The 18,659-nt window shown below is 71.9% G+C and carries 16 protein-coding genes; 7 read left to right on the forward strand and 9 right to left on the reverse strand.

The features are described from left to right. Positions 1–51: 51 nt before the first annotated feature. Genes H4W31_RS13005 through deoC form a run of 4 tightly spaced genes read right to left on the reverse strand, consistent with a single transcriptional unit; the run spans position 52 to position 4,299 of the window. Positions 52–870, reverse strand: a complete 819-nt coding sequence (locus H4W31_RS13005) for an aminoglycoside N(3)-acetyltransferase (protein WP_192766899.1) — start codon at positions 868–870, stop codon at positions 52–54. A gap of 47 nt (positions 871–917) precedes the next feature. After that, the gene (locus tag H4W31_RS13010; RefSeq protein WP_225945511.1) at positions 918–1,778 is read right to left on the reverse strand and encodes an aldehyde dehydrogenase family protein; all 861 of its coding nucleotides are present in this window, start codon (positions 1,776–1,778) and stop codon (positions 918–920) included. After that, positions 1,771–3,201, reverse strand: a complete 1,431-nt coding sequence (locus H4W31_RS13015; RefSeq protein WP_192772061.1) for an aldehyde dehydrogenase family protein — start codon at positions 3,199–3,201, stop codon at positions 1,771–1,773. The genes H4W31_RS13010 and H4W31_RS13015 overlap by 8 nt, the downstream gene beginning before the upstream one ends. Positions 3,202–3,228: 27 nt before the next feature. Next, positions 3,229–4,299 carry a deoxyribose-phosphate aldolase gene (gene deoC / locus H4W31_RS13020; protein WP_192766900.1) on the reverse strand — a complete coding sequence of 357 codons (1,071 nt, stop codon included), beginning with the start codon at positions 4,297–4,299 and terminating at the stop codon, positions 3,229–3,231. Between the two features lie 130 nt (positions 4,300–4,429). On the opposite strand from deoC, the gene upp reads away from it, so the two are divergent. Together upp and H4W31_RS13030 are read left to right on the forward strand one after the other, a co-directional pair. After that, the gene (upp, locus tag H4W31_RS13025; protein WP_192766901.1) at positions 4,430–5,062 is read left to right on the forward strand and encodes a uracil phosphoribosyltransferase; all 633 of its coding nucleotides are present in this window, start codon (positions 4,430–4,432) and stop codon (positions 5,060–5,062) included. Between the two features lie 82 nt (positions 5,063–5,144). Further along, positions 5,145–5,822: a GOLPH3/VPS74 family protein gene (locus H4W31_RS13030; protein WP_192766902.1), complete on the forward strand. Its 678-nt coding sequence runs from the start codon at positions 5,145–5,147 to the stop codon at positions 5,820–5,822. A 52-nt stretch (positions 5,823–5,874) separates the two neighbouring features. Here H4W31_RS13030 and H4W31_RS13035 read toward each other — a convergent pair whose 3' ends face one another. Together H4W31_RS13035 and H4W31_RS13040 are read right to left on the reverse strand one after the other, a co-directional pair. Beyond that, complete coding sequence (locus H4W31_RS13035) at positions 5,875–7,566, reverse strand: phospho-sugar mutase (RefSeq protein ID WP_192766903.1); 1,692 nt, start codon at positions 7,564–7,566, stop codon at positions 5,875–5,877. 64 nt (positions 7,567–7,630) lie between these two features. Further along, entirely contained in the window at positions 7,631–9,601 is a 1,971-nt protein-coding gene (locus H4W31_RS13040; protein WP_192766904.1) for a protein kinase domain-containing protein, read from the reverse strand. A 246-nt stretch (positions 9,602–9,847) separates the two neighbouring features. Here H4W31_RS13040 and H4W31_RS13045 point away from each other — a divergent pair, with 246 nt between their 5' ends. Together H4W31_RS13045 and H4W31_RS13050 are read left to right on the forward strand one after the other, a co-directional pair. After that, on the forward strand, positions 9,848–11,431 hold the full coding sequence (locus tag H4W31_RS13045; RefSeq protein WP_192766905.1) for an acyl-CoA mutase large subunit family protein: 1,584 nt from the start codon (positions 9,848–9,850) through the stop codon (positions 11,429–11,431). Between the two features lie 479 nt (positions 11,432–11,910). Then, positions 11,911–13,164 carry an amidohydrolase gene (locus H4W31_RS13050; RefSeq protein ID WP_192766906.1) on the forward strand — a complete coding sequence of 418 codons (1,254 nt, stop codon included), beginning with the start codon at positions 11,911–11,913 and terminating at the stop codon, positions 13,162–13,164. 73 nt (positions 13,165–13,237) lie between these two features. On the opposite strand, the gene H4W31_RS13055 is transcribed toward H4W31_RS13050, so the two are convergent. Further along, positions 13,238–14,197 (reverse strand): DUF4349 domain-containing protein, encoded by a 960-nt coding sequence (locus H4W31_RS13055; protein WP_225945513.1) that lies wholly within the window; start codon positions 14,195–14,197, stop codon positions 13,238–13,240. Positions 14,198–14,332: 135 nt separating this feature from the next. Between H4W31_RS13055 and H4W31_RS13060 the strand changes: the two genes are divergently transcribed. The 3 genes from H4W31_RS13060 (at position 14,333) to H4W31_RS13070 (ending at position 16,856) form a co-directional block, all read left to right on the forward strand. Further along, the gene (locus tag H4W31_RS13060) at positions 14,333–14,962 is read left to right on the forward strand and encodes an MBL fold metallo-hydrolase (RefSeq protein ID WP_192766908.1); all 630 of its coding nucleotides are present in this window, start codon (positions 14,333–14,335) and stop codon (positions 14,960–14,962) included. A gap of 19 nt (positions 14,963–14,981) precedes the next feature. Beyond that, a complete protein-coding gene (locus H4W31_RS13065; RefSeq protein WP_192766909.1) occupies positions 14,982–15,998 on the forward strand; it encodes a hypothetical protein in 1,017 nt (338 codons plus the stop codon). A 99-nt stretch (positions 15,999–16,097) separates the two neighbouring features. Then, entirely contained in the window at positions 16,098–16,856 is a 759-nt protein-coding gene (locus H4W31_RS13070; protein ID WP_192766910.1) for an SCO6745 family protein, read from the forward strand. Positions 16,857–16,948: 92 nt separating this feature from the next. On the opposite strand, the gene H4W31_RS13075 is transcribed toward H4W31_RS13070, so the two are convergent. Both H4W31_RS13075 and H4W31_RS13080 read right to left on the reverse strand, forming a co-directional pair. After that, positions 16,949–17,764: an ABC transporter permease gene (locus tag H4W31_RS13075; RefSeq protein ID WP_192766911.1), complete on the reverse strand. Its 816-nt coding sequence runs from the start codon at positions 17,762–17,764 to the stop codon at positions 16,949–16,951. A 47-nt stretch (positions 17,765–17,811) separates the two neighbouring features. Then, positions 17,812–18,549, reverse strand: a complete 738-nt coding sequence (locus H4W31_RS13080) for an ABC transporter ATP-binding protein (RefSeq protein ID WP_192766912.1) — start codon at positions 18,547–18,549, stop codon at positions 17,812–17,814. Between the last annotated feature and the right edge of the window lie 110 nt (positions 18,550–18,659).

The raw sequence follows: 18,659 nt of genomic DNA on the forward strand, positions 1-18,659 counted from the left end.
ATCCCGAGGATAGTTCCCGGCTCTCCATGTGCCACCTTCGGCGCGCCGCCGTCAGTTGGGGGACGCGCGCTGCTCCGACGCCTGGCGATGGCGGGGCAGCCAGGTGGTCGCGAACGTCACCGCCGACGTGATTGGCAACAGCCGGGCCGTCCCGGCACCCACATTACCGATCCGCACGGCATTCGCGGAGGTCAATTCGAAAGCTCGTCCGAGCTCCACGAAGTCACGGTCGTCCAGGGCAGCAGCCTGGTACGTGGTCCACCGCCGACCTTCCGGTGTCAGCACCACGCACCGGTTCGGCCGCCGGCCCAGCCCCGGCAGGCGGTACTCCGCCAGATGGAACGCGGTGCACCGGTCGTACCCGACGCCGAGCAGCAACGTCTCGCCCCCGGCCGCCTCGATCGCCCCCAGCGGCGAGTCCGGGCCGATTTCCGAGGTGATCGGATGCCGGGCGGTCAACTCCCGGGCCCGGAAGCCGACCGCGGCGAACGAGGTCTGCGGATGGCTACTGCGGAAGGCGTTGGGCCAGGTCCGGACCGTCTCGGCGATCAGCCCCAGCTCGCGGCAGGGTGTCACGGCGGGATCGAACGCCGGCAGTTCGGCGCGGATCGCCGGCCACCACGCCTCCGGCACCCGGACGTGGGACCACCGGGACGGGTCGCGGTTCTCCCGGGTGAACGCCGGTACGACCAGCGTCCCGGCCGCGCCCAGCACGTCGAGCAGCGCCCGGACCACCGTCGGGGCGCCGCCGCAGACCCAGCCGAGGGATCGGAGCGAGGCGTGCAGCAGAAGGGTGGTCCCCGGGCGTACGCCCAGGGCGCGGAAGTCCCGGACGAGACTGCTCCGGGTCTGTGGCACCGGCTCGGTCATGCGAACGGAGTGTGCCAGAAACGACACCGAACGTCAGATGCCCGTCGTCAGATCCCCTTGGGGTGCCAGACCGTCTTGGTCTCCAGGAAGGCGGTCATCCGACCGGTGCCGGGGTCGGCGGCCCAGTCGACCGGCCCGGTCGGCGGCCGGAGCACCCGCTTGAGGTTCCCGGCAGCGGCTCGCTCCAACTCGGTGCCGAACTCCGGGTCGGTGACGCCGGTCAGGTCGAGCGCGTTCACGTCCATGTGTCCGGCCAACCACGATCCGGTCTCGGTGGGCCGTCCGGTCAGCAGGTTGACCACCCCGCCGGGCAGGTCCGAGGTGGCGAGCACCTCGGACAGGGTGATCGCCGGCAGCGGGCTGGTGTCGGCGACCAGCACCACCACGGTGTTGCCGGTGACGATCGCCGGTGCCACGACGCTGACCAGTCCGAGCAGTGCCGGCTCGGCCGGGGCGAGCACCCCGACCACCCCGGTCGGCTCCGGCGCGGACAGGTTGAAGTAGGGGCCGGCGACCGGGTTGGCGTTGCCGTACACCTGGGTGATCTTGTCGGACCAGCCGGCGTACCAGACCCAGCGGTCGATCGCCTCGTCCACCTCGGCGGCCGGCACGCCGAGCCCGACGAACTGGTCCCGCCGCCCCTCCAGCATCTCGGCGACCCGGTAGAGGATCTGACCCCGGTTGTACGCGGTCGTACCCGACCAGCCCTTCACGGCCGCCCGGGCCGCCAGCACCGCGTCCCGGACGTCCTTCCGGGAGGCGAGCGCCACGTTCGAGTTCTGCACCGGATACGACCGTCCCGACTCGCTGCGCGGGAACTTCCCGCCGATGAAGAGCTTGTACGTCTTCCGCACGCCGACCCGCTCCGGCCGACCGCCACCGTCAACCATTCCGCCACCGTCAGACATCGAGGTACGCCTCCAGCCCCTGCCGGCCACCCTCCCGGCCGTAGCCCGACTCCTTGAACCCGCCGAACGGCGAGGTGGGGTCGAACTTGTTGAACGTGTTGGCCCACACCACGCCGGCCCGGAGCCGGTCGGCCATCCACAGGATCCGGGAGCCCTTGTCGGTCCAGATCCCGGCCGACAGCCCGTACGGCGTGTTGTTGGCCTTCTCCACCGCCTCGGCGGGGGTCCGGAAGGTCAGTACGGACAGCACCGGCCCGAAGATCTCGTCCCGGGCGATCCGGTGGGTCTGGCTGACTCCGGTGAAGATCGTCGGGGCGAACCAGAACCCCCGGTCCGGCAGTTCGCACGGTGGGGACCAGCGTTCGGCACCCTCCGCCGACCCGATCTCGGTCAGGGTGCGGATCCGGTCGAGCTGGGCGGCCGAGTTGATCGCACCGATGTCGGTGTTCTTGTCCAGCGGGTCACCGAGCCGCAGCTGGGCCATCCGCCGTTTGAGCGCGACGAGCACCTCGTCGTACACCGATTCCTGGACCAGCAGCCGGGAGCCGGCGCAGCAGACGTGGCCCTGGTTGAAGAAGATGCCGTTGACGATGCCCTCGACGGCCTGGTCGACCGGCGCGTCGTCGAAGACGATGTTCGCCGCCTTGCCGCCGAGTTCGAGGGTGAGCTTCTTGCGGGTGCCGGCGACCGACCGGGCGATCTGCCGGCCGACGTCGGTGGACCCGGTGAACGCGACCTTGGCCACGCCGTCGTGCTCGACCAGTGCCTGCCCGGTCGCGCCGGCTCCGGTGACGATGTTGACCACGCCGGGCGGCAGGTCGGCCTGCTGGCAGATCTCCGCGAAGAGCAGTGCGGTGAGCGGGGTGGTCTCGGCCGGCTTGAGCACCACGGTGTTGCCGGTGGCCAGCGCCGGGGCGATCTTCCAGGCGAGCATCAGCAGCGGGAAGTTCCACGGGATGACCTGACCGGCCACGCCCAGCGGGCGGGGGTCCGGGCCGAAACCGGCGTGGCCGAGCTTGTCGGCCCAGCCGGCGTAGTAGAAGAAGTGCGCCGCGACCAGCGGGATGTCGACGTCCCGGGACTCCCGGATCGGCTTGCCGTTGTCGAGCGACTCCAGTACGGCCAGTTCACGGGCGCGCTCCTGGACGATCCGGGCGATCCGGAACAGGTACTTCGCCCGGTCCCGCCCGGACATCGGTCCCCACACCTCGTCGTACGCCCGGCGTGCGGCCCGGACCGCCCGGTCGACGTCGCCGGGGCCGGCCTCGGCGACCTCGGCCAGCACCTCCTCGGAGGCGGGATTGATCGACTTGAACGAGCCGCCGTCACCGGGCTCGACGAAGTCACCGCCGATGAACAGCCCGTACGACGGTTTGAGGTCGACCACCGAGCGGGACTCGGGCGCGGGAGCATATTCGAACATCATTTAGTCCAGGTGGAGTCGACGGGCTCAGTCAAGGGTGAAGTAGTCGGGGCCGGAGTAGACCCCGGTGCTCAGCTTGGTGCGCTGCATCAGCAGGTCGTTGAGGAGGCTGGAGGCGCCGAACCGGAACCAGTCCGGGTCCAGCCAGTCCTCGCCCGCGGTCTCGTTCACCAGCACCAGGTACTTGATGGCGTCCTTGGTGGTCTTGATGCCGCCCGCCGGCTTGACCCCGATCTGCCGGCCGGTGGCCTCCCGGAAGTCGCGTACCGCCTCCAGCATCACCAGGGTGACCGGGAGGGTGGCCGCCACCGGCACCTTGCCGGTCGAGGTCTTGATGAAGTCGGCGCCGGCCAGCATCGCCAGCCAGGAGGCCCGCCGGACGTTGTCGTAGGTGGCCAGCTCGCCGGTCTCCAGAATGACCTTGAGATGGGCGTCGCCACAGGCCGCCTTCACCGCGAAGATCTCGTCGTAGACCTGCTGGTACCGGCCGGAGAGGAAGGCACCCCGGTTGATCACCATGTCGATCTCGTCCGCTCCGCCGGCCACCGCCGCCCGGGTGTCCGCGAGCCTGATCTCCAGCGGGGACTGCCCGGACGGGAACGCCGTCGCGACGCTGGCCAGATGTACCCGGCCGGTGCCGCCGACCGGAGGGCCACCGGCGGCCGGGCCGCCCCCGTCGACGGGCTCACCGAGCAGGCCGGTCCGGCTTCCGCCCCCGGCCGACCCGCCCGGAGCGCTCGCGGCGCCCCAGAGCGCGGACGCGGCCACCGGAACCATCGTCGGATAGACGCAGAGCGCGGCGACGGCCGGGCACGACGGGTCGGCCGGGTCCGGACGCAGCGCCTTGGCGGCCAGCGCGCGGACCTTGCCGGGCGTGTCGGCGCCCTCCAGCGTCGTCAGGTCGACCATCCGGATCGCCAGGTCGATCGCCCACGCCTTGGCGGTGGTCTTGATGGAGCGGGTGCCGAGCATCGCCGCCCGCTGCTCCGCGCCGACCTGGTCCACCCCGGGCAGGCCGTGCAGGAAGGTCCGCAGGGTCGCCTCGGAACGCCCCACCTCGGACAGGTCGGACCGGGCCGACGTCGTTGTCGCCGTCATGCCGACAAGTCTACGCACCGGTACCCCACTGTGATCTTGGCCATACTCGGGTGCCGTCCGATGCCCGTCGGTAGCCGGATGACGACCGCCGGATTCGGCCGGGCGGCGGTTACTAGTAGGTTGAGCGACCGTGGACGTACTCGTCGTAGACCATCCCGTGGCCCAGACCCGGCTGACCGTGATGCGTGATGTCCGGACCGACTCGGCGTCGTTCCGGGCCGCACTGCACGAACTCACCACCATGCTGGTGTACGAGGCCGCGCGGTCGCTGCCGGTCGAACGCTTCTCGATCGACACTCCGGTGGCGCCCACCGAGGGGATCCGGCTGGCGAATCCGCCGCTGCTGGTCCCGGTGCTCCGGGCCGGACTGGGCATGGCCGACTCGGCGCTGGCCCTGCTGCCCGAGTCGTCGATGGGCTTCGTCGGGCTGGCCCGCGACGAGCACACGTACGAACCGCGCGCCTACATGGAGTCGCTGCCCACCGACCTGACCGGGCGGCCGGTGCTGGTGCTCGACCCGATGCTGGCGACCGGCGGCTCGCTGGAGCACTGCTGCCGGCTCCTCGCCGACCGGGGCTGCACCGACATCATCGTGCTCTGCGTCCTGGCCGCGCCGGACGGCATCGCCCGGCTGGAGCGCTCCGGGCTGCCGCTGCGCCTGGTGACCGCCGCGATCGACGAGCGACTCAACGACAAGATGTTCATCGTGCCGGGGCTCGGCGACGCCGGTGACCGGCAGTTCGGCGGGATGCCCCGATTCTGATCATCGGTTCTTCGGCCACCATCGGTACACCCACGGCCGGGACGCATGCGCGGCTGGCGCGAAACGGCTACCGTCTCGGGCCATGACTGGTGTTGGGTTGGCCGAGGAGTTGTTGCTACTCGGCTACGACGATAAATCCGGCAAGGCGACCGGGTCACGGATCGGACTCGACCTGGGCATGGCCGCCGCCGTGCTGGTGGACCTGGCCCTCGCCGGCCGGGTCGCCTTCTCCGACGGCTCGATCGTGGCCACCGACGCCACACCGATCGGCGATCCGGTCGCCGACGCCGTGCTCGCCAAGATCGCGGCCGACACTCCGCACACCCCGGCGTCCTGGGTGCAGCGGCTGCGCCACGGGCTGCGCGACCGGATCCTCGGCGGGCTCTGCGAGCGGGGGGTGATCAGCGATGTCGACGAGACCGAACTCGGCTACATCCACATCCATCGCTATCCGGTGCTCGACCCGTCGGTGGAGGTCGAGATCCGTGGCCGGCTGGCCGACGCCCTGACCGGGGAGCGGGTGCCGGACGAGCGGACCGCCGCGCTCGCCGCAGTGATGGCGGCGATCCGGGTACAGCCGAACCTGGGACTGACCGGGGCGGCCGCCGAGGATGCGCAGAAGCGGCTGGCGGAGATCGCCCGGGGTGCGGGATTCACCGACGGGGGCGGCCTGGAGGAGTCCACGATCCGGCCGTCCGTGGCGCTGGTGATCGCCGCGCTCACCCGGGCCATCGCCACGGCCCTGGGCACCCGGGCCTGACCGTCGCCGATCTGTCGTACCGGCCCGTCCGTCGGACGGGCCGGCGCGGGGACTACCAGATGCCCAGGGCCGCCGCGGTCTCGGTCCGCAGCGCGCGGACCGACGCGGCGGCGCGTTCCCGGGCCGCCGCCACGTCCTCGTCGACGACCGGTTCCACCACTTCCAGGTACGCCTTCAGCTTGGGCTCGGTACCGGACGGCCGGACCACCACCCGGGCCGAAGCGGTACGCAGGATCAGCACGTCCGCCGCCGGGGCGAGGTCCTCCACCGAGGTCACCGGCTCGTCGAGCAGGGTCTTCGGGGTCCTGGACCGGATGTACGCCATCGTGGTCCCAATCTCGCTCAGGTCGTCGACCCGCACCGAGAGCTGATCGGTCAGGTACACGCCGAACTCGGCCGCCAACTCGTTCAGCCGGTCGGCCACGGTGCGCCCCTCCGCCTTAAGCGTCGCCGCGAGCTCGGCGACGGTGAGCGCGGCGCTGATCCCGTCCTTGTCCCGGACCTGACCGGGCGCGACGCAGTAGCCGAGGGCCTCCTCGTAGCCGTACACCAGCTCGGCGGCACCGGCCTCGGCCCGGACGATCCACTTGAACCCGGTGAGCGTCTCCGCGTGCGGCACCCCCCGGGCCTCGCAGAGGGCGCGCAGCAGGGACGAGGAGACGATCGTGGTGGCGTACAGCCCCGAGCGTCCGCGCCGGAGGAGATGGTCGGCCAGCAGTACGCCCAGCTCGTCGCCGTGCAGCATCCGCCAGCCGCGTACCGGATCGGGGATCGCCACGGCGCACCGGTCGGCGTCCGGGTCGTTGGCGATCGCGAGGTCGGCGTCGATGGTCCGGGCCAGCGCGATCAGCCGGTCGGTCGCGCCCGGCTCCTCCGGGTTCGGGAACGGGACGGTCGGGAAGTTCGGGTCCGGTTCGGCCTGGTCGGGCACCACTCCCGGAATGGCGAACCCGGCGCGGGCGAAGACCGAGGTGAACACCGCCGCGCCCACCCCGTGCAGCGGCGTGTACGCGATGCGGAGGTCGCGGGGCCCGTCCGGGGCGATCACCGCCGCCGTGGCCTGGACGTAGGCCGCCGGAACGTCGTCGCCGAGCACCTCGCCGGGGGGACCCAGCGGCACCGTCGCCAGCGGCCCGACCGCCCGGATCGACTCCTCGATCTCGGCGTCGACCGGCGGCACGATCTGAGCGCCCGCGCCCAGGGCCCCGCCGAGTTCGGCACCGAGGTAGACCTTGTAGCCGTTGTCCCGGGGCGGGTTGTGGCTGGCGGTGACCATCACCCCGGCGACCGCCCCGAGGGCGCGGACGGCGTACGCGAGGACCGGGGTGGGCAGGGGCCGGGGGAGCAGCAGCGCCGGCCGTCCCGCCCCGGTGGCGACCCGGGCGGTCCGCTCGGCGAACGCCTTCGAGCCGTGCCGGGCGTCGTACCCGATCAGCAGTGGACCGGCGGTGTCCTGGGCGGCGAGCCAGCCGACCAGCCCGGCCGCGGCCTGGGTGACCACGGCCAGGTTCATCCCGTTGGGCCCGGCCCGCATCGGACCCCGGAGGCCGGCGGTGCCGAAGGTCAGTGGCCCGGCGAACCGGTCCGCCAGTTCGGCCGCGCTCGCCGGCAACCGGTCGAGTACGCCCCGCAGTTCGTCCCGGCTCGCCGGGTCGGGGTCGTCGTCGAGCCAGGCCTGGGCCCGGCCCCGTAGTTCGGCCAGCTCGTCGGGTTGTGCCTGCCGCTGGTGAGGTTCTGCCGCCATCGGACTGTGATAGCACGCCGGCCGGACCGCACCGGCCGCCGGGCCCCCGGCGAACCGGCCGCGCTCAGCTGGTGGAGGTGAGCTTGAAGGAGCGGACCATCTCCTCGAAAATCACTTTGCTCTCGTCGAACCGTTCACTGGGGGTGGTCAGGTAGAAGGAGTACACCTTGCCGCCCTGGACGGTTCCCCGCCAGATGCCGTGCCGTTGTTCACCGTCCGGTCCGCAGGTGTACTCCAACTGCGCGGCGGGCTTGCCGCCGAGCTCCTCGTCGGTCAGGCCCAGCTGCTGATAGGGCTTGGCACAGGTCTTGCTCGACTTCAACCCGTTCTCGGCGATCTCCGCCCAGCGACGCGACTCGTCGCCCTTGAAGTCCTCGACCAGGACCCGTACCCGCCGACCGCTGCCGTCCGGGTCGGTGTAGTCGATGTAGACGGCCCTCTTCGGGGTTGCCTTCTTCCAGTCCTTCGGAACGTTGATCGCGACGCCACGTTCGGCGTGTGGCTTCGTGGCGAACGTCGCCGGAACCGCCGCTCCGGGGCTGGTGCCGGCCTGCGGAGGGGGCGTCGTGCTGCCCTCGGGGTCGTCGCCGCCGCCCAGCGAGAGCGCCACGACGCTGATCAGCAGCACCGCGGCCACCCCGCCGGCCGCGGCGAGCTGCATCTTGCGGGGCCAGCCCTTGACCGTCTCCACCAGTGTGCCGCTGGCCTGCCGGGCGCCGGAGAAGGTACGGCCGAGGCCGCCGCCGCTGGCCGTGTGCACGGTGCCGGCCCGACCGCCCTGGCCGGGCATGGCGCCGGTCGGTGTGTCGAGCGGTCCGCCGCGCCTGCCGTGCTGCTGGTCGCCACGTCGGCCGGCGGCGGTGTGTGGCATCGCGCCGGTCGGCGTGTCATTCGGGTTCGGGCCGCCCACCGGCGGTCGGGCCGAGGCTGCGGCGTCGCGGGCGTTCCGGGCCAGCCGGTCGGCCAGTGACTCGCCGGGAGCGAGCATGGCCGTCCCGCCGATCTCCCCGTTGGAAGCGGCCGGCGACCGGTTCGACGCTGGCGTGGCCGCCTGCTGCTGGGCGGCCTGCTGGTGTGGGGCACCCGGCTGCTGCCACGGCGAGCGCTGGGGCGGGACCACCGCGTACGGGTCGGTCATCGAGTGCCCGGCCGGATTGCTCGCCAGCGGGCCGGCCAGGAGTTCCCGCAGCATGGTGCGGGACCTGGTGACGTCGAGCCGGCGGGACGGGTCCTTCTCCAGCAGGCCGAGCAGGGTCCGGGTCAGCGCCCCGGACCGGACCGGTGGCGCGGGCGGGTCCTCGACCACCGCGTGCATCGTCTCGATCGGGTCGCCCTTGTCGAACGGCGGCCGGCCCTCCACCGCGGTGTATAGCGTCACGCCGAGCGAGAAGAGGTCGCTGGGCGGCCCGAAGTCGTGGCCCATGGCCCGCTCCGGCGAGATGAAGTGTGGCGAGCCGAGCACCATCCCGGGGGTGGTGAGCTGGACGTCGGTCGGCATCCGGGCCACGCCGAAGTCGGTGAGCACGCACCGCCCGTCGGAGCAGATCAACACGTTCGCCGGCTTCACGTCCCGGTGCAGCACCCCGATAGCGTGGGCCACCTCAAGGGCGCCGAGCAGGGCGATTCCGATCTTGGCAACGGCACGTGGAGCGAGGGGTCCGTCCTCGATGACCATGTCGGCGAGGCTGCGCGCGTCGAGCAGCTCCATCACGATCCAGGGTCGTCCGCCCTCGGTCACCACGTCGTAGACCTGGACCACCGCGGGGTGCTGGAGGGCGGCCGCGGCCCGGGCCTCGCGGAGCGTGCGCTCGTACATCGCGTCGCGGTCGGTGGGGGCCAGTCCCGGTGGGAGCACGACCTCCTTGACGGCCACGTCGCGGCGCAGCAGGGTGTCGGCCGCGCGCCACACCGTGCCCATGCCGCCGTGGCCGATCGCAGCCCGCAACGAGTACCGACCGCCGATGGTGATGCCGGGTGCCGCACGTCCGTTGGTGGGATTGGCCGGTCCGCCACTCCACGTCGGGATCTGAGTCACAGAAAAGCCACCGAGAGAATCGAGGGGGCACAGGACAGAACCCCCCTATATTGCGGGTTCCGACCGCAGAAGGGAAAGACAACCGCCGGAGTTCCCCAGAACTCGACCGTACGTGTTGATCAACTCACTGAAAGTGCGTTTTTCTCGACGCCCAGTGCCGGATCACTCACTCGTTCACGGGTACGTTCCGCGCTCCCGGGACCGGCGTCCGTCAGTGATCCAGATGCTGGGATCTACCATGCGGTAATGAGCGATGGTCGGTCGAGCGAGTCGGGTTTCCCGATCAAGGCGGTCTACGACGCCGCCGACGTACCGGCGGGCCTGGACGCCCGCCTCGGTGCGCCGGGAACGTTCCCGTACGCCCGGGGCGTCTACCCGACGATGTACACCTCCCGGCCGTGGACCATGCGCCAGTACGCCGGCTTCGGCACCGCCGCCGAGTCCAACGGGCGCTACCACCAGCTGCTCGCCGCCGGCACCATGGGGCTCTCGGTCGCCTTCGACCTGCCCACCCAGATGGGGTACGACTCCGACCACCCGATCGCGCACGGCGAGGTCGGCAAGGTGGGTGTCGCGATCGACTCCGTCGAGGACATGCGCACGCTCTTCGACGGCATTCCGCTGGACCGGGTCTCCACCTCGATGACCATCAACGCGCCGGGATCGGTCCTGCTGCTGCTGTACCAGATCGTGGCCGAGGAGTCCGGAGTGGCCGGTACGGCGCTCAACGGCACCATCCAGAACGACATCCTCAAGGAATACATCGCCCGGGGCACGTACATCTTCCCGCCCAAGCCCTCGCTGCGGCTGGTGGCGGACACGTTCGCGTACTGCCGCAAGGAGGTGCCGAGATGGAACACGATCTCCATCTCCGGCTACCACATGGCGGAGGCGGGGGCGACCCCGGTGCAGGAGATCGCCTTCACCCTGGCCAACGGCGTCGAGTACGTCCGCGCCGCGCTCGCCGCCGGTCTCGCGGTCGACGACTTCGCGCCCCGGCTGTCGTTCTTCTTCGTGGCCCGGACCACGCTGCTGGAGGAGGTGGCGAAGTTCCGGGCCGCCCGCCGGATCTGGGCCAACCTGATGCGGGACGAGTTCGGTGCCCAGGATCCGAAATCGTTGATGCTGCGCTTCCACACCCAGACGGCCGGGGTGCAGCTGACCGCACAGCAGCCCGAGGTGAACCTGGTCCGGGTCGCCGTGCAGGGCCTCGCCGCCGTGCTCGGCGGAACCCAGTCGCTGCACACGAACAGCTTCGACGAGGCGATCGCGCTGCCCACCGAGAAGGCCGCCCGGCTGGCCCTGCGTACCCAGCAGGTGCTGGCGTACGAGACGGACCTGACGGCCACGGTGGACCCGTTCGCCGGCTCGTACGTCGTGGAGGCGATGACCGACGAGATCGAGGCCGGGGTACGGGAGCTGATGGAACGGGTCGCCGGGTACGGCTCGGCGGTGGGCGCGATCGAGGTCGGCTTCCAGAAGCGTGAGATCGAGACGTCCGCGTACCGGATCGCGCAGGAGATCGACTCCGGCGAGCGGGTGGTCGTCGGGCTCAACCGGTTCGCCGTCGACGAGGAGGAGCCGTACGAGCCGCTGCGGGTCGATCCGGCCATCGAGGCGGCCCAGGCGGGCCGGTTGGCGCGGCTGCGGGCCGACCGGGACGCTGGCGCCGTCGAGCGGTCCCTGACCGACCTGCGGACGGCGGCCTCGGGTACGGAGAACGTGCTCTACCCGATGAAGGAGGCGCTACGGGCCCGGGCCACCGTCGGGGAGGTCTGCGGCGTGCTGCGGGAGGTCTGGGGGACGTACCGCCCGAGCGACCGGTTCTGAGCCGGGCCGACCCCTGCCGAGCGGGCTTCTCCCCGGGGGCGGGGGCGGGTCGGGAATGTCGGAGTGGTTTTCCGGGTATCGGAAGTAGATGCCTCCGACTGGCGCGTTGACGGACACGCTGTGCGTGGTCGTTCTGACACCATCTGTCACCCTGAAGGTCCCCGCCACCCCGCACGGCGGTGATCGATTGCCGTTCGAACCCGAAGGTGGCCGGATGGTGCGACCATTCGGGCTGGCGGCGCCCCTGCTGGGAGCCGCGATCGTGACCGGCGAAACCGTCACGCGTTGTAGGAGGTGTGGGACAGATGGCGGCGTCTGATGGTGGGCTAGGTAGCGCTCCGTACGCTGCCGAACGCTCCTACCAGGGCTTTCGTGACGCTGTGCTGTCTGATCGCTACCAGAACGAGGTTGCGCAGCGTCACCGTCGGCGGTCTAGGCTGTCCGAGTCCCATCCCATCCACAGTGATCGAGAATTCGACGTGACGAGTGCGTTGCAACTGCCGACCGGCAGCCAGCCGGCGTCGTCAAAATCCGAGGCGGCGCCCGGGGCGGAGCCCCTGCCCTTCGGGCTCGACCAGGCACTGGACTTCCGGCTGCCCGAGCTCATCGCGACCCGCCGGTTCCTGCACGCCCATCCGGAACTGTCCGGGCAGGAGTTCGACACCGCCGCGCTGATCGCCCGGGAGCTCTCGGTCGCCGGTCTCGCACCGCGCCTGCTGCCCAAGGGCAACGGGGTGATCTGCGACATCGACGGGCGACCCGACGGGCCGGTGGTCGCGCTCCGCGCGGACCTCGACGCGCTTCCGCTGGCCGATGCCAAGGACGTTCCGTACCGCTCCACTGTGGAAGGGGTCTGCCATGCCTGCGGACACGACGTGCACACCACGATCGTGCTCGGCGTCGGCCTGCTCCTCGCGCAACTGGCGCAACGTGGCCAGTTGGACGGGCGGGTCCGGCTGATCTTCCAGCCGGCCGAGGAGATCCTGCCCTGCGGCTCGCTGGAGGTCATCGAGGCCGGCGGCCTGACCGACGTCACCCAGATCTTCGCCCTGCACTGCGACCCCAACCTGCCGGTCGGACAGGTCGGGCTGCGGGTCGGACCGATCACGGCGGCGGCGGACAACATCACCGTCCGGCTGACCGGGCCGGGCGGCCACACCGCCCGCCCGCACCTGACCGTCGACCTCGTCGACGCGCTGGGCCGGCTGGTCACCGAGGTGCCGGCGCTGGTGAACCGGCGGGTACCGGCAAACAGCGGGCTGCTGCTCGTCTTCGGACAGGCCTCGGCCGGCACCCAGTACAACGTGATCCCGAACGAGGCGATGGCGGCCGGAACGCTCCGGGTGCTCGACCGCGACACCTGGGAACTGGCGCCCAAGATCGTGGCCCAGGTGGTCCGGGACGTGATCGCACCTACCGGTGCCACCGTCGACGTCGAGTACCTGCGGGGGCGACCGCCGGTGGTCAACGACGCCCGGGCGATCCGGGTACTGACCGCCGCCACGGCGGCGGCCGCCGGCCCGGCCGGGATCGCGGAGACTCCGCAGAGCATGGGGGGCGAGGACTTCTCCTGGTACCTGGAGCACGTGCCCGGGGCACTGGCCCGGCTCGGCGTGGGCCGGACGGCGGCCAACGTCGACCTGCACCGGGCGGCGTTCGACGTCGACGAGCGGGCCATTCCGGTGGGCGTACGGGTTCTGCTCCAGACCGCGCTCAAGGCGCTGGCCGAGTAGCGGAGCGGGCCGGTACCGGGTGGTGGGGCATCCGGCACCGGCACCGCCATCCGCGCGGGACGCGGTGCCGGGGTCAGCTCGTCGAGGCCGGCGCCTGGGCCGGAACCGAGGGCGTGGCCGGAATTGGCCGGGACCGCCGCCCGCGCAGCCGCCGGACCGCCCAGAGCACCCCGACCAGCGGCAGGCCCAGCCCGATGATCCAGGGCAGCAGCGCACCCAGCACGGTCAGCAGCACCCGCAGCGAGGCGACGAACGCCTCCCAGCCACCCTTCAGACCGGCCAGGAACCCGCTCGTCGACTCCTCGTCGTCCTCCCGAGCGTTCGGGCCGAGCAGGACGGCGGTGATGGTCGACAGTGCGGTCAGATCGGCCAGCCGGCGCTTCTTCGCCTCCAACGAGGCCAGGTCCGCCTCCCGCTTGGCCAGTTCGCCCTCCAGCATCACCAGGTCGGTCAGGGACTTCGCCTGGGCCAGCAGCCGCCGGCCGCTGTCCACCCTGGCCCGCTGGGTCGCGATCCGGGCGTCCAGATCCAGGGTCTCCTCGGTGACGTCGTCGGTCTTGAGGTCCCGGCTCACCGTGTCGCCCAACCCGGCGAGCTGGTCCACCACGCCGGCGAACCGGTCGGCCGGAACCCGCAGTTGGAGGGTCGCCTCGGCGGCGGACTCGTTGCTGCTGCGGCTGTCGCCGCCGACGAAACCACCCGCCCCGGTGGCGATCCTCGCCGCCTCGGCGGCCTTTCCGTCGACGTCCTGCACCCGTACCGTGATGGAGCCGGTGTAGACGATGGCCCGCTGGCCGACCCCCGGGTCGGTCGCCGGATCCTGGACCGGCTGGCCGAGCAGCCCCACGCCCTGCTGCCCGCCGGACTCGTCCTTCGCCACCGCCGGCGCCTCGGCCGGAGCCGCCGCCGGCGCACCGTCCGACGTGCTCGCCGCGTCGCGGCTGCCGGCGCCGCCACAGCCGGCCAGTGCCAGCCCGGCCGTCACCGCCCCCACGCCGAGAAGTCCCGCGATGGACCGTCTGGACCTGATCATGGTTCCGCTCCGCCCGCTCATGTCCCCTCCGCTCTCCCTGCCCCGTCGAGGCGTTCCGTCAGACGTGCCGCGAAGTCGTCCCGGTTCCGGCAGACTGCGCGTGGGACATCACGATTCGGTAGCCGAGGAGTCTCGATGCGACTGACCAAGTACGGCCATGCCTGCGTACGGGTGGAGGAGGACGGGGCCGTGCTGGTCATCGATCCCGGTACGCTCACCGAACGCGGCGCCCTCGACGGCGTCGACGCGGTGCTGATCACCCACGAGCACGCGGACCATCTCGACGTGGACGCCCTCGCCGACGCGCTCGGCAAGCGCCCGTCGGTGACCGTGTACACCCACCCGGACGTCGCCTCCAAACTGGACGCGTTGGACGGAGTGGTGCGAACGGTCCAGTCCGGAGATTCCTTCGAGGCGGCCGGGTTCGCCGTACGGGCGTACGGAGGGTGGCACGCCGTGATCCATCCGGACCTGCCCCGGGTGGTCAACCTCGGCTTCCTGGTGAACGACTCGGTGTACCACCCCGGCGACTCGTTCGACGTACCGGAGGGGGCGCAGGTCGACACGCTCTTCGTACCGATCTCGGGCCCCTGGCTCAAGGTGTCCGAGTCCGTCGACTTCGTCCGGGCGGTCAACCCGCGCCGGGCGTACGCCCTGCACGACGGACTGCTCGCCCCCGCCGGGCTAGCGGTGTACGACGGCAGCATGACCCGCCTGGCCAATTGTGAGTACGCCCGCCTGGCGCCCGGGACAGCCGTCGACTGAGCGGGTCGGCGACGCGAAGATGGCAGGTATGCCCCGTGACCTCGTCGAACGGCTCTACTCGGCACCACCGGACGGATTCGTCGCCGCCCGTACCGAGGCGGCCCGGGAGGCCCGGGAGGCCGGCGACGCCGCCGGAGCCCGGGAGATCGCCAAACTGCGGAAACCGACGGTGGCGGCCTGGTTGGTGAACCTGCTGGCCCTGCGGCGCCCGGACCTGATGGCCGAACTGGTCGAACTCTCCACCGCGCTCCGTTCCGCCCAGCGGGAGTTGCGTGGGCCGCGACTGCGCGAGCTGTCCGCCCAGCGGCGCGGCGTGGTGACCGCGCTGGTCGGCCAGGCCCGGGAGTTGGCCCAGGCCGCGGATCCGAGGCTGGCGGCCGGAAAGTTGCCGCTGGCCGAGGTGGAGGCCACGCTGAACGCCGCGCTCTCCGACCTGGACGTCGCCGAGCAGGCCCGGTCCGGCCGGTTGGTCCGGGCGGCCAGCTACGCCGGATTCGGCGAGGTGCCCCGGCCGAACCTGCGGTTGATCGTCGGCGGCCCGGACGAGACCGCGCCGGACGAGCCGGTTCTTGACGAGATCACGCCCGACGAGATCACGCCCGACGAGGCCGCGCCGGACGAGGGTGGCGGAGCCGGGCCGGGCCGCCCCGGCCGGAAGGGCACGGCGGTGGAGCCGGGCGCCCGGCTGGCGGCGGAGCCGAGGGGCGGCCCCCGGGCAGCCCCGGCCCGCGAGTCGGCCCTCGCCACTCGACGCCGGGCACTCGACCGGGCGCTGGCCGATGCGCGTACCCGGCAGGAGCGGGCGGAGGCGGAACTCGCCCGGGCCACCGAGGCCGAGCGGGACGGCGCCGCCGCGCTGACCGAGATCGAAACCGCGCTGGCCGACCTGGAGCGGCGGCGGGCCGCCGCCGAGCGGGAGGTCGGCCGGCGCAAGCTGGCCCGGAAGACGGCCGAGCGGGGCGCGGTCGCCGCACGACGGCGGGTCGGCGACGTGGAAGCCGCCGTGGAGGCGACGGCGGCGGAGAGTGGACGGTAACGGCAGGAGGTGGGGCTGCCGAAAGGGCGGCACGACAGGCAGACTCAAGCGGGAAACGTGGGAACCGTGCCCGCGGGCCCGGATCGGAAGGCGGTGTCGTTGACCCCCGAGCAGGCCGCTGGCGCGGCCAGGCCGAGCGTGCTGCAGTTGGGCGGCGCCTTCATCGAGTGCCCCCGGACGTTGCGCCGGGCGCGGCAGATGGGCATCTCCGGCTGGGCGTTCTTCGTGACGGGTCGCGGCGCGGTGCTCGGCGACGTACGGACCGAGACGGTGGCCGCCGCGATCGGCATCCTCGCGCCGGACGCCGTGGCCGACGGCTGGGAGAGCGCCGTCCGGGTGGCGTCCCCGTGCCAGGTGGCCGAGGTCGCCCGCGCCGAGTGCTGTCGCTGGGGCATCGACTACCTGGCCGGCTTCCCGCCGGTGGGGCGCCTGATCGAGCTGGTCGAGCCGGTGGTGGCCGCCGCCGACGTGACCGGGATGCCACTCTTCGCCGCCTGGCGGGGCATGCCGGTGCCGGCCGACGCCGCCCCGGCATCCCGGGCGGCGGTGCTGCTGCATCTGCTCTTCGAGTACTACTCCGGGGCGAGCCTGATGGCGGCGCGGGCCGCCGGCATGTCGCCGATGGAGATCATCCTGGCCGGTCCCGAGGGCGAGTCCGGTGCGGTGGCGTACGGCTGGTCGCCGCCGTACCCGCCGGTGGGGCCGCTGGTACGACGGCGGCTGTGGGCCGAGTCGGTGGGTGACCGGATCGTGGCGCAGGCGTTCGGCGTACTCACCGCGGCGCAGCGGTCGGAACTGGTCAACCTGTTGGGTACGGCGTCGACCGGCGTCCGGATGGCACCCCCCGTACCGGACTGAGACCGCCGCCGCGCCGGACGGGCGAAGCCGTGGCCCCGCCCGACTGTGGCGGAACCACGGCTTCGAGTCTGACGCCCTTCGGCGTCGGGGACTCAGCTCCAGCGGAACAGTTTCGTCGCCAGCCCGCCGAAAACCACGGTGAAGCCGAGCATGACCACCAGGTGCAGCGGCTGGGGCCAGTCGCCGGCCCAGCTGTCCTGGAGGGCCTGGGAGGCGGCGCCGAGCGGGGTGAAGTCGGAGATCCGGCGTACCGCCTCGGGCATCAGCGGGCCGGGCGTCCAGACCCCGGCCGCGAAGAGCATCGGGTAGTAGATCAGGCTGCCGAGTCCGACCGCGGCGCGACTGGTGGGGGTGAAGGCGGCGAGGAGCACGGCGAGCGACACCATCGAGGCCGCGCCGAGCACGAAGGCGATCAGCAGTCCGGGCACGTTCGGGTGGGCGGAGATCCGGAACGCGCCCCAGGCCGCGAGCAGGGCCAGCCCAGAGCCGACGATCAGTGCGATCACGTTGACCACGAGTTGGGCCACCAGCAGTCTGACCGGCGGGACGGGGGTGGTGGAGAGCCGGCGGAGCACTCCCTTCTCGCGGTTGGCGGCCAGCGTGTTCAACAGGTTGACCAGGGCGACGGTGCCGATCGCCAGGGCCAGGGTGATCGGTAGGTAGACCTCCACCGGTATCCGGCCGCCGACGTCCGCGCTCGGCTCGTTGAAGCCCGGCATGGCGCTGCCCAGGATCAGGATCAGGGCGGCCGGAAAGATGATCCCGAAGAACGCGCCGAGGGGCTCCCGGACGAACAGCTTCGCCTCGGTGACGACCAACTTCGCGGTGCTCCGTACGGCGATCCGACCCGGCGTCGCCCGGATGCTGCTGACGGGCCGGTCGGTCTGGCGGGAGGCGGTGGCGTTCATGATGTTTCCTCGATCCTCTGGATTGTCGGAGCGGCGGCGGTCGGTGCTCAGGCGGCGGCGCGGGACGGGTTGCTCAGGGCGAGGACCGCGTCCTCCAGGGTGGGGCGCTCGACCCGGGGCACCTCGGCGCGGGCGACCAGGTTGGCCGGGGTGTCGATCGCGACGACCTCGCCGGCCCGGATGACCGCCAGCCGGTCGCAGAGCCGCTCGGCCTCGTCCATGAAGTGCGTGACCAGTACGACCGTGACGCCCCGGTCCCGGACGTCCCGGACGAGTTGCCAGGTGTCCCGACGGGCCTGCGGGTCGAGCCCGGTGGTCAGCTCGTCGAGCACCGCGATCCGGGGGTTGCCGACCAGGGCGAGCGCGATCGACAGCCGCTGCTTCTGCCCACCGGAGAGCTTGGCGAACACGGTGTTCCGCTTCTCGGTGAGTCCCATGTCGGCCATCAGGGCCCGCCAGTCGGCCGGCTCGGCGTAGAACGAGCTGTACAGGTCGAGCGCCTCCCAGACCTTCATCCGGTCCGGCAGCTGGCTCTCCTGGAGCTGGATGCCGACCTGACGGCGGAGTTCGGTACGGGCCAGCTCGGGGTCCAGGCCGAGCACCCGGATCGTTCCGCCGTCGGCCCGGCGCAGCCCGGTCAGGCACTCCACCGTGGTGGTCTTGCCGGAGCCGTTAGGGCCGACGATCCCGAAGATCTCGCCGGCACGTACCTCGAACGAGACGTCCCGGACCGCGACCTGGGTGCCGTAACGCTTCTGAAGCTTGCTGACCTCGATGACTGTCATGGGGAAAACGGTAGAAATTCCGGCCGGTCGCGGGAATGCGTCCACGTACCGGACCGGGGTGGGGGTAACTACACCCCGGTCCGGGCTCCAGCAACAGTCCGCCGGGAACG

Source organism: Plantactinospora soyae (genome assembly GCF_014874095.1).
GTDB lineage: Bacteria > Actinomycetota > Actinomycetes > Mycobacteriales > Micromonosporaceae > Plantactinospora > Plantactinospora soyae.

What these genes read in the sequence shown, in the direction of transcription:
- H4W31_RS13055 (WP_225945513.1), bottom strand. Translation starts at nt 14,197, where the DNA reads ATGATCAGGTCCAGACGGTCCATCGCGGGACTTCTCGGCGTGGGGGCG.
- H4W31_RS13080 (WP_192766912.1), bottom strand. Translation starts at nt 18,549, where the DNA reads ATGACAGTCATCGAGGTCAGCAAGCTTCAGAAGCGTTACGGCACCCAG.
- H4W31_RS13065 (WP_192766909.1), top strand. Translation starts at nt 14,982, where the DNA reads ATGGCAGGTATGCCCCGTGACCTCGTCGAACGGCTCTACTCGGCACCA.
- H4W31_RS13045 (WP_192766905.1), top strand. Translation starts at nt 9,848, where the DNA reads ATGAGCGATGGTCGGTCGAGCGAGTCGGGTTTCCCGATCAAGGCGGTC.
- deoC (WP_192766900.1), bottom strand. Translation starts at nt 4,299, where the DNA reads ATGACGGCGACAACGACGTCGGCCCGGTCCGACCTGTCCGAGGTGGGG.
- H4W31_RS13060 (WP_192766908.1), top strand. Translation starts at nt 14,333, where the DNA reads ATGCGACTGACCAAGTACGGCCATGCCTGCGTACGGGTGGAGGAGGAC.
- H4W31_RS13035 (WP_192766903.1), bottom strand. Translation starts at nt 7,566, where the DNA reads ATGGCGGCAGAACCTCACCAGCGGCAGGCACAACCCGACGAGCTGGCC.
- H4W31_RS13005 (WP_192766899.1), bottom strand. Translation starts at nt 870, where the DNA reads ATGACCGAGCCGGTGCCACAGACCCGGAGCAGTCTCGTCCGGGACTTC.
- H4W31_RS13010 (WP_225945511.1), bottom strand. Translation starts at nt 1,778, where the DNA reads ATGTCTGACGGTGGCGGAATGGTTGACGGTGGCGGTCGGCCGGAGCGG.
- H4W31_RS13075 (WP_192766911.1), bottom strand. Translation starts at nt 17,764, where the DNA reads ATGAACGCCACCGCCTCCCGCCAGACCGACCGGCCCGTCAGCAGCATC.
- H4W31_RS13015 (WP_192772061.1), bottom strand. Translation starts at nt 3,201, where the DNA reads ATGTTCGAATATGCTCCCGCGCCCGAGTCCCGCTCGGTGGTCGACCTC.
- H4W31_RS13030 (WP_192766902.1), top strand. Translation starts at nt 5,145, where the DNA reads ATGACTGGTGTTGGGTTGGCCGAGGAGTTGTTGCTACTCGGCTACGAC.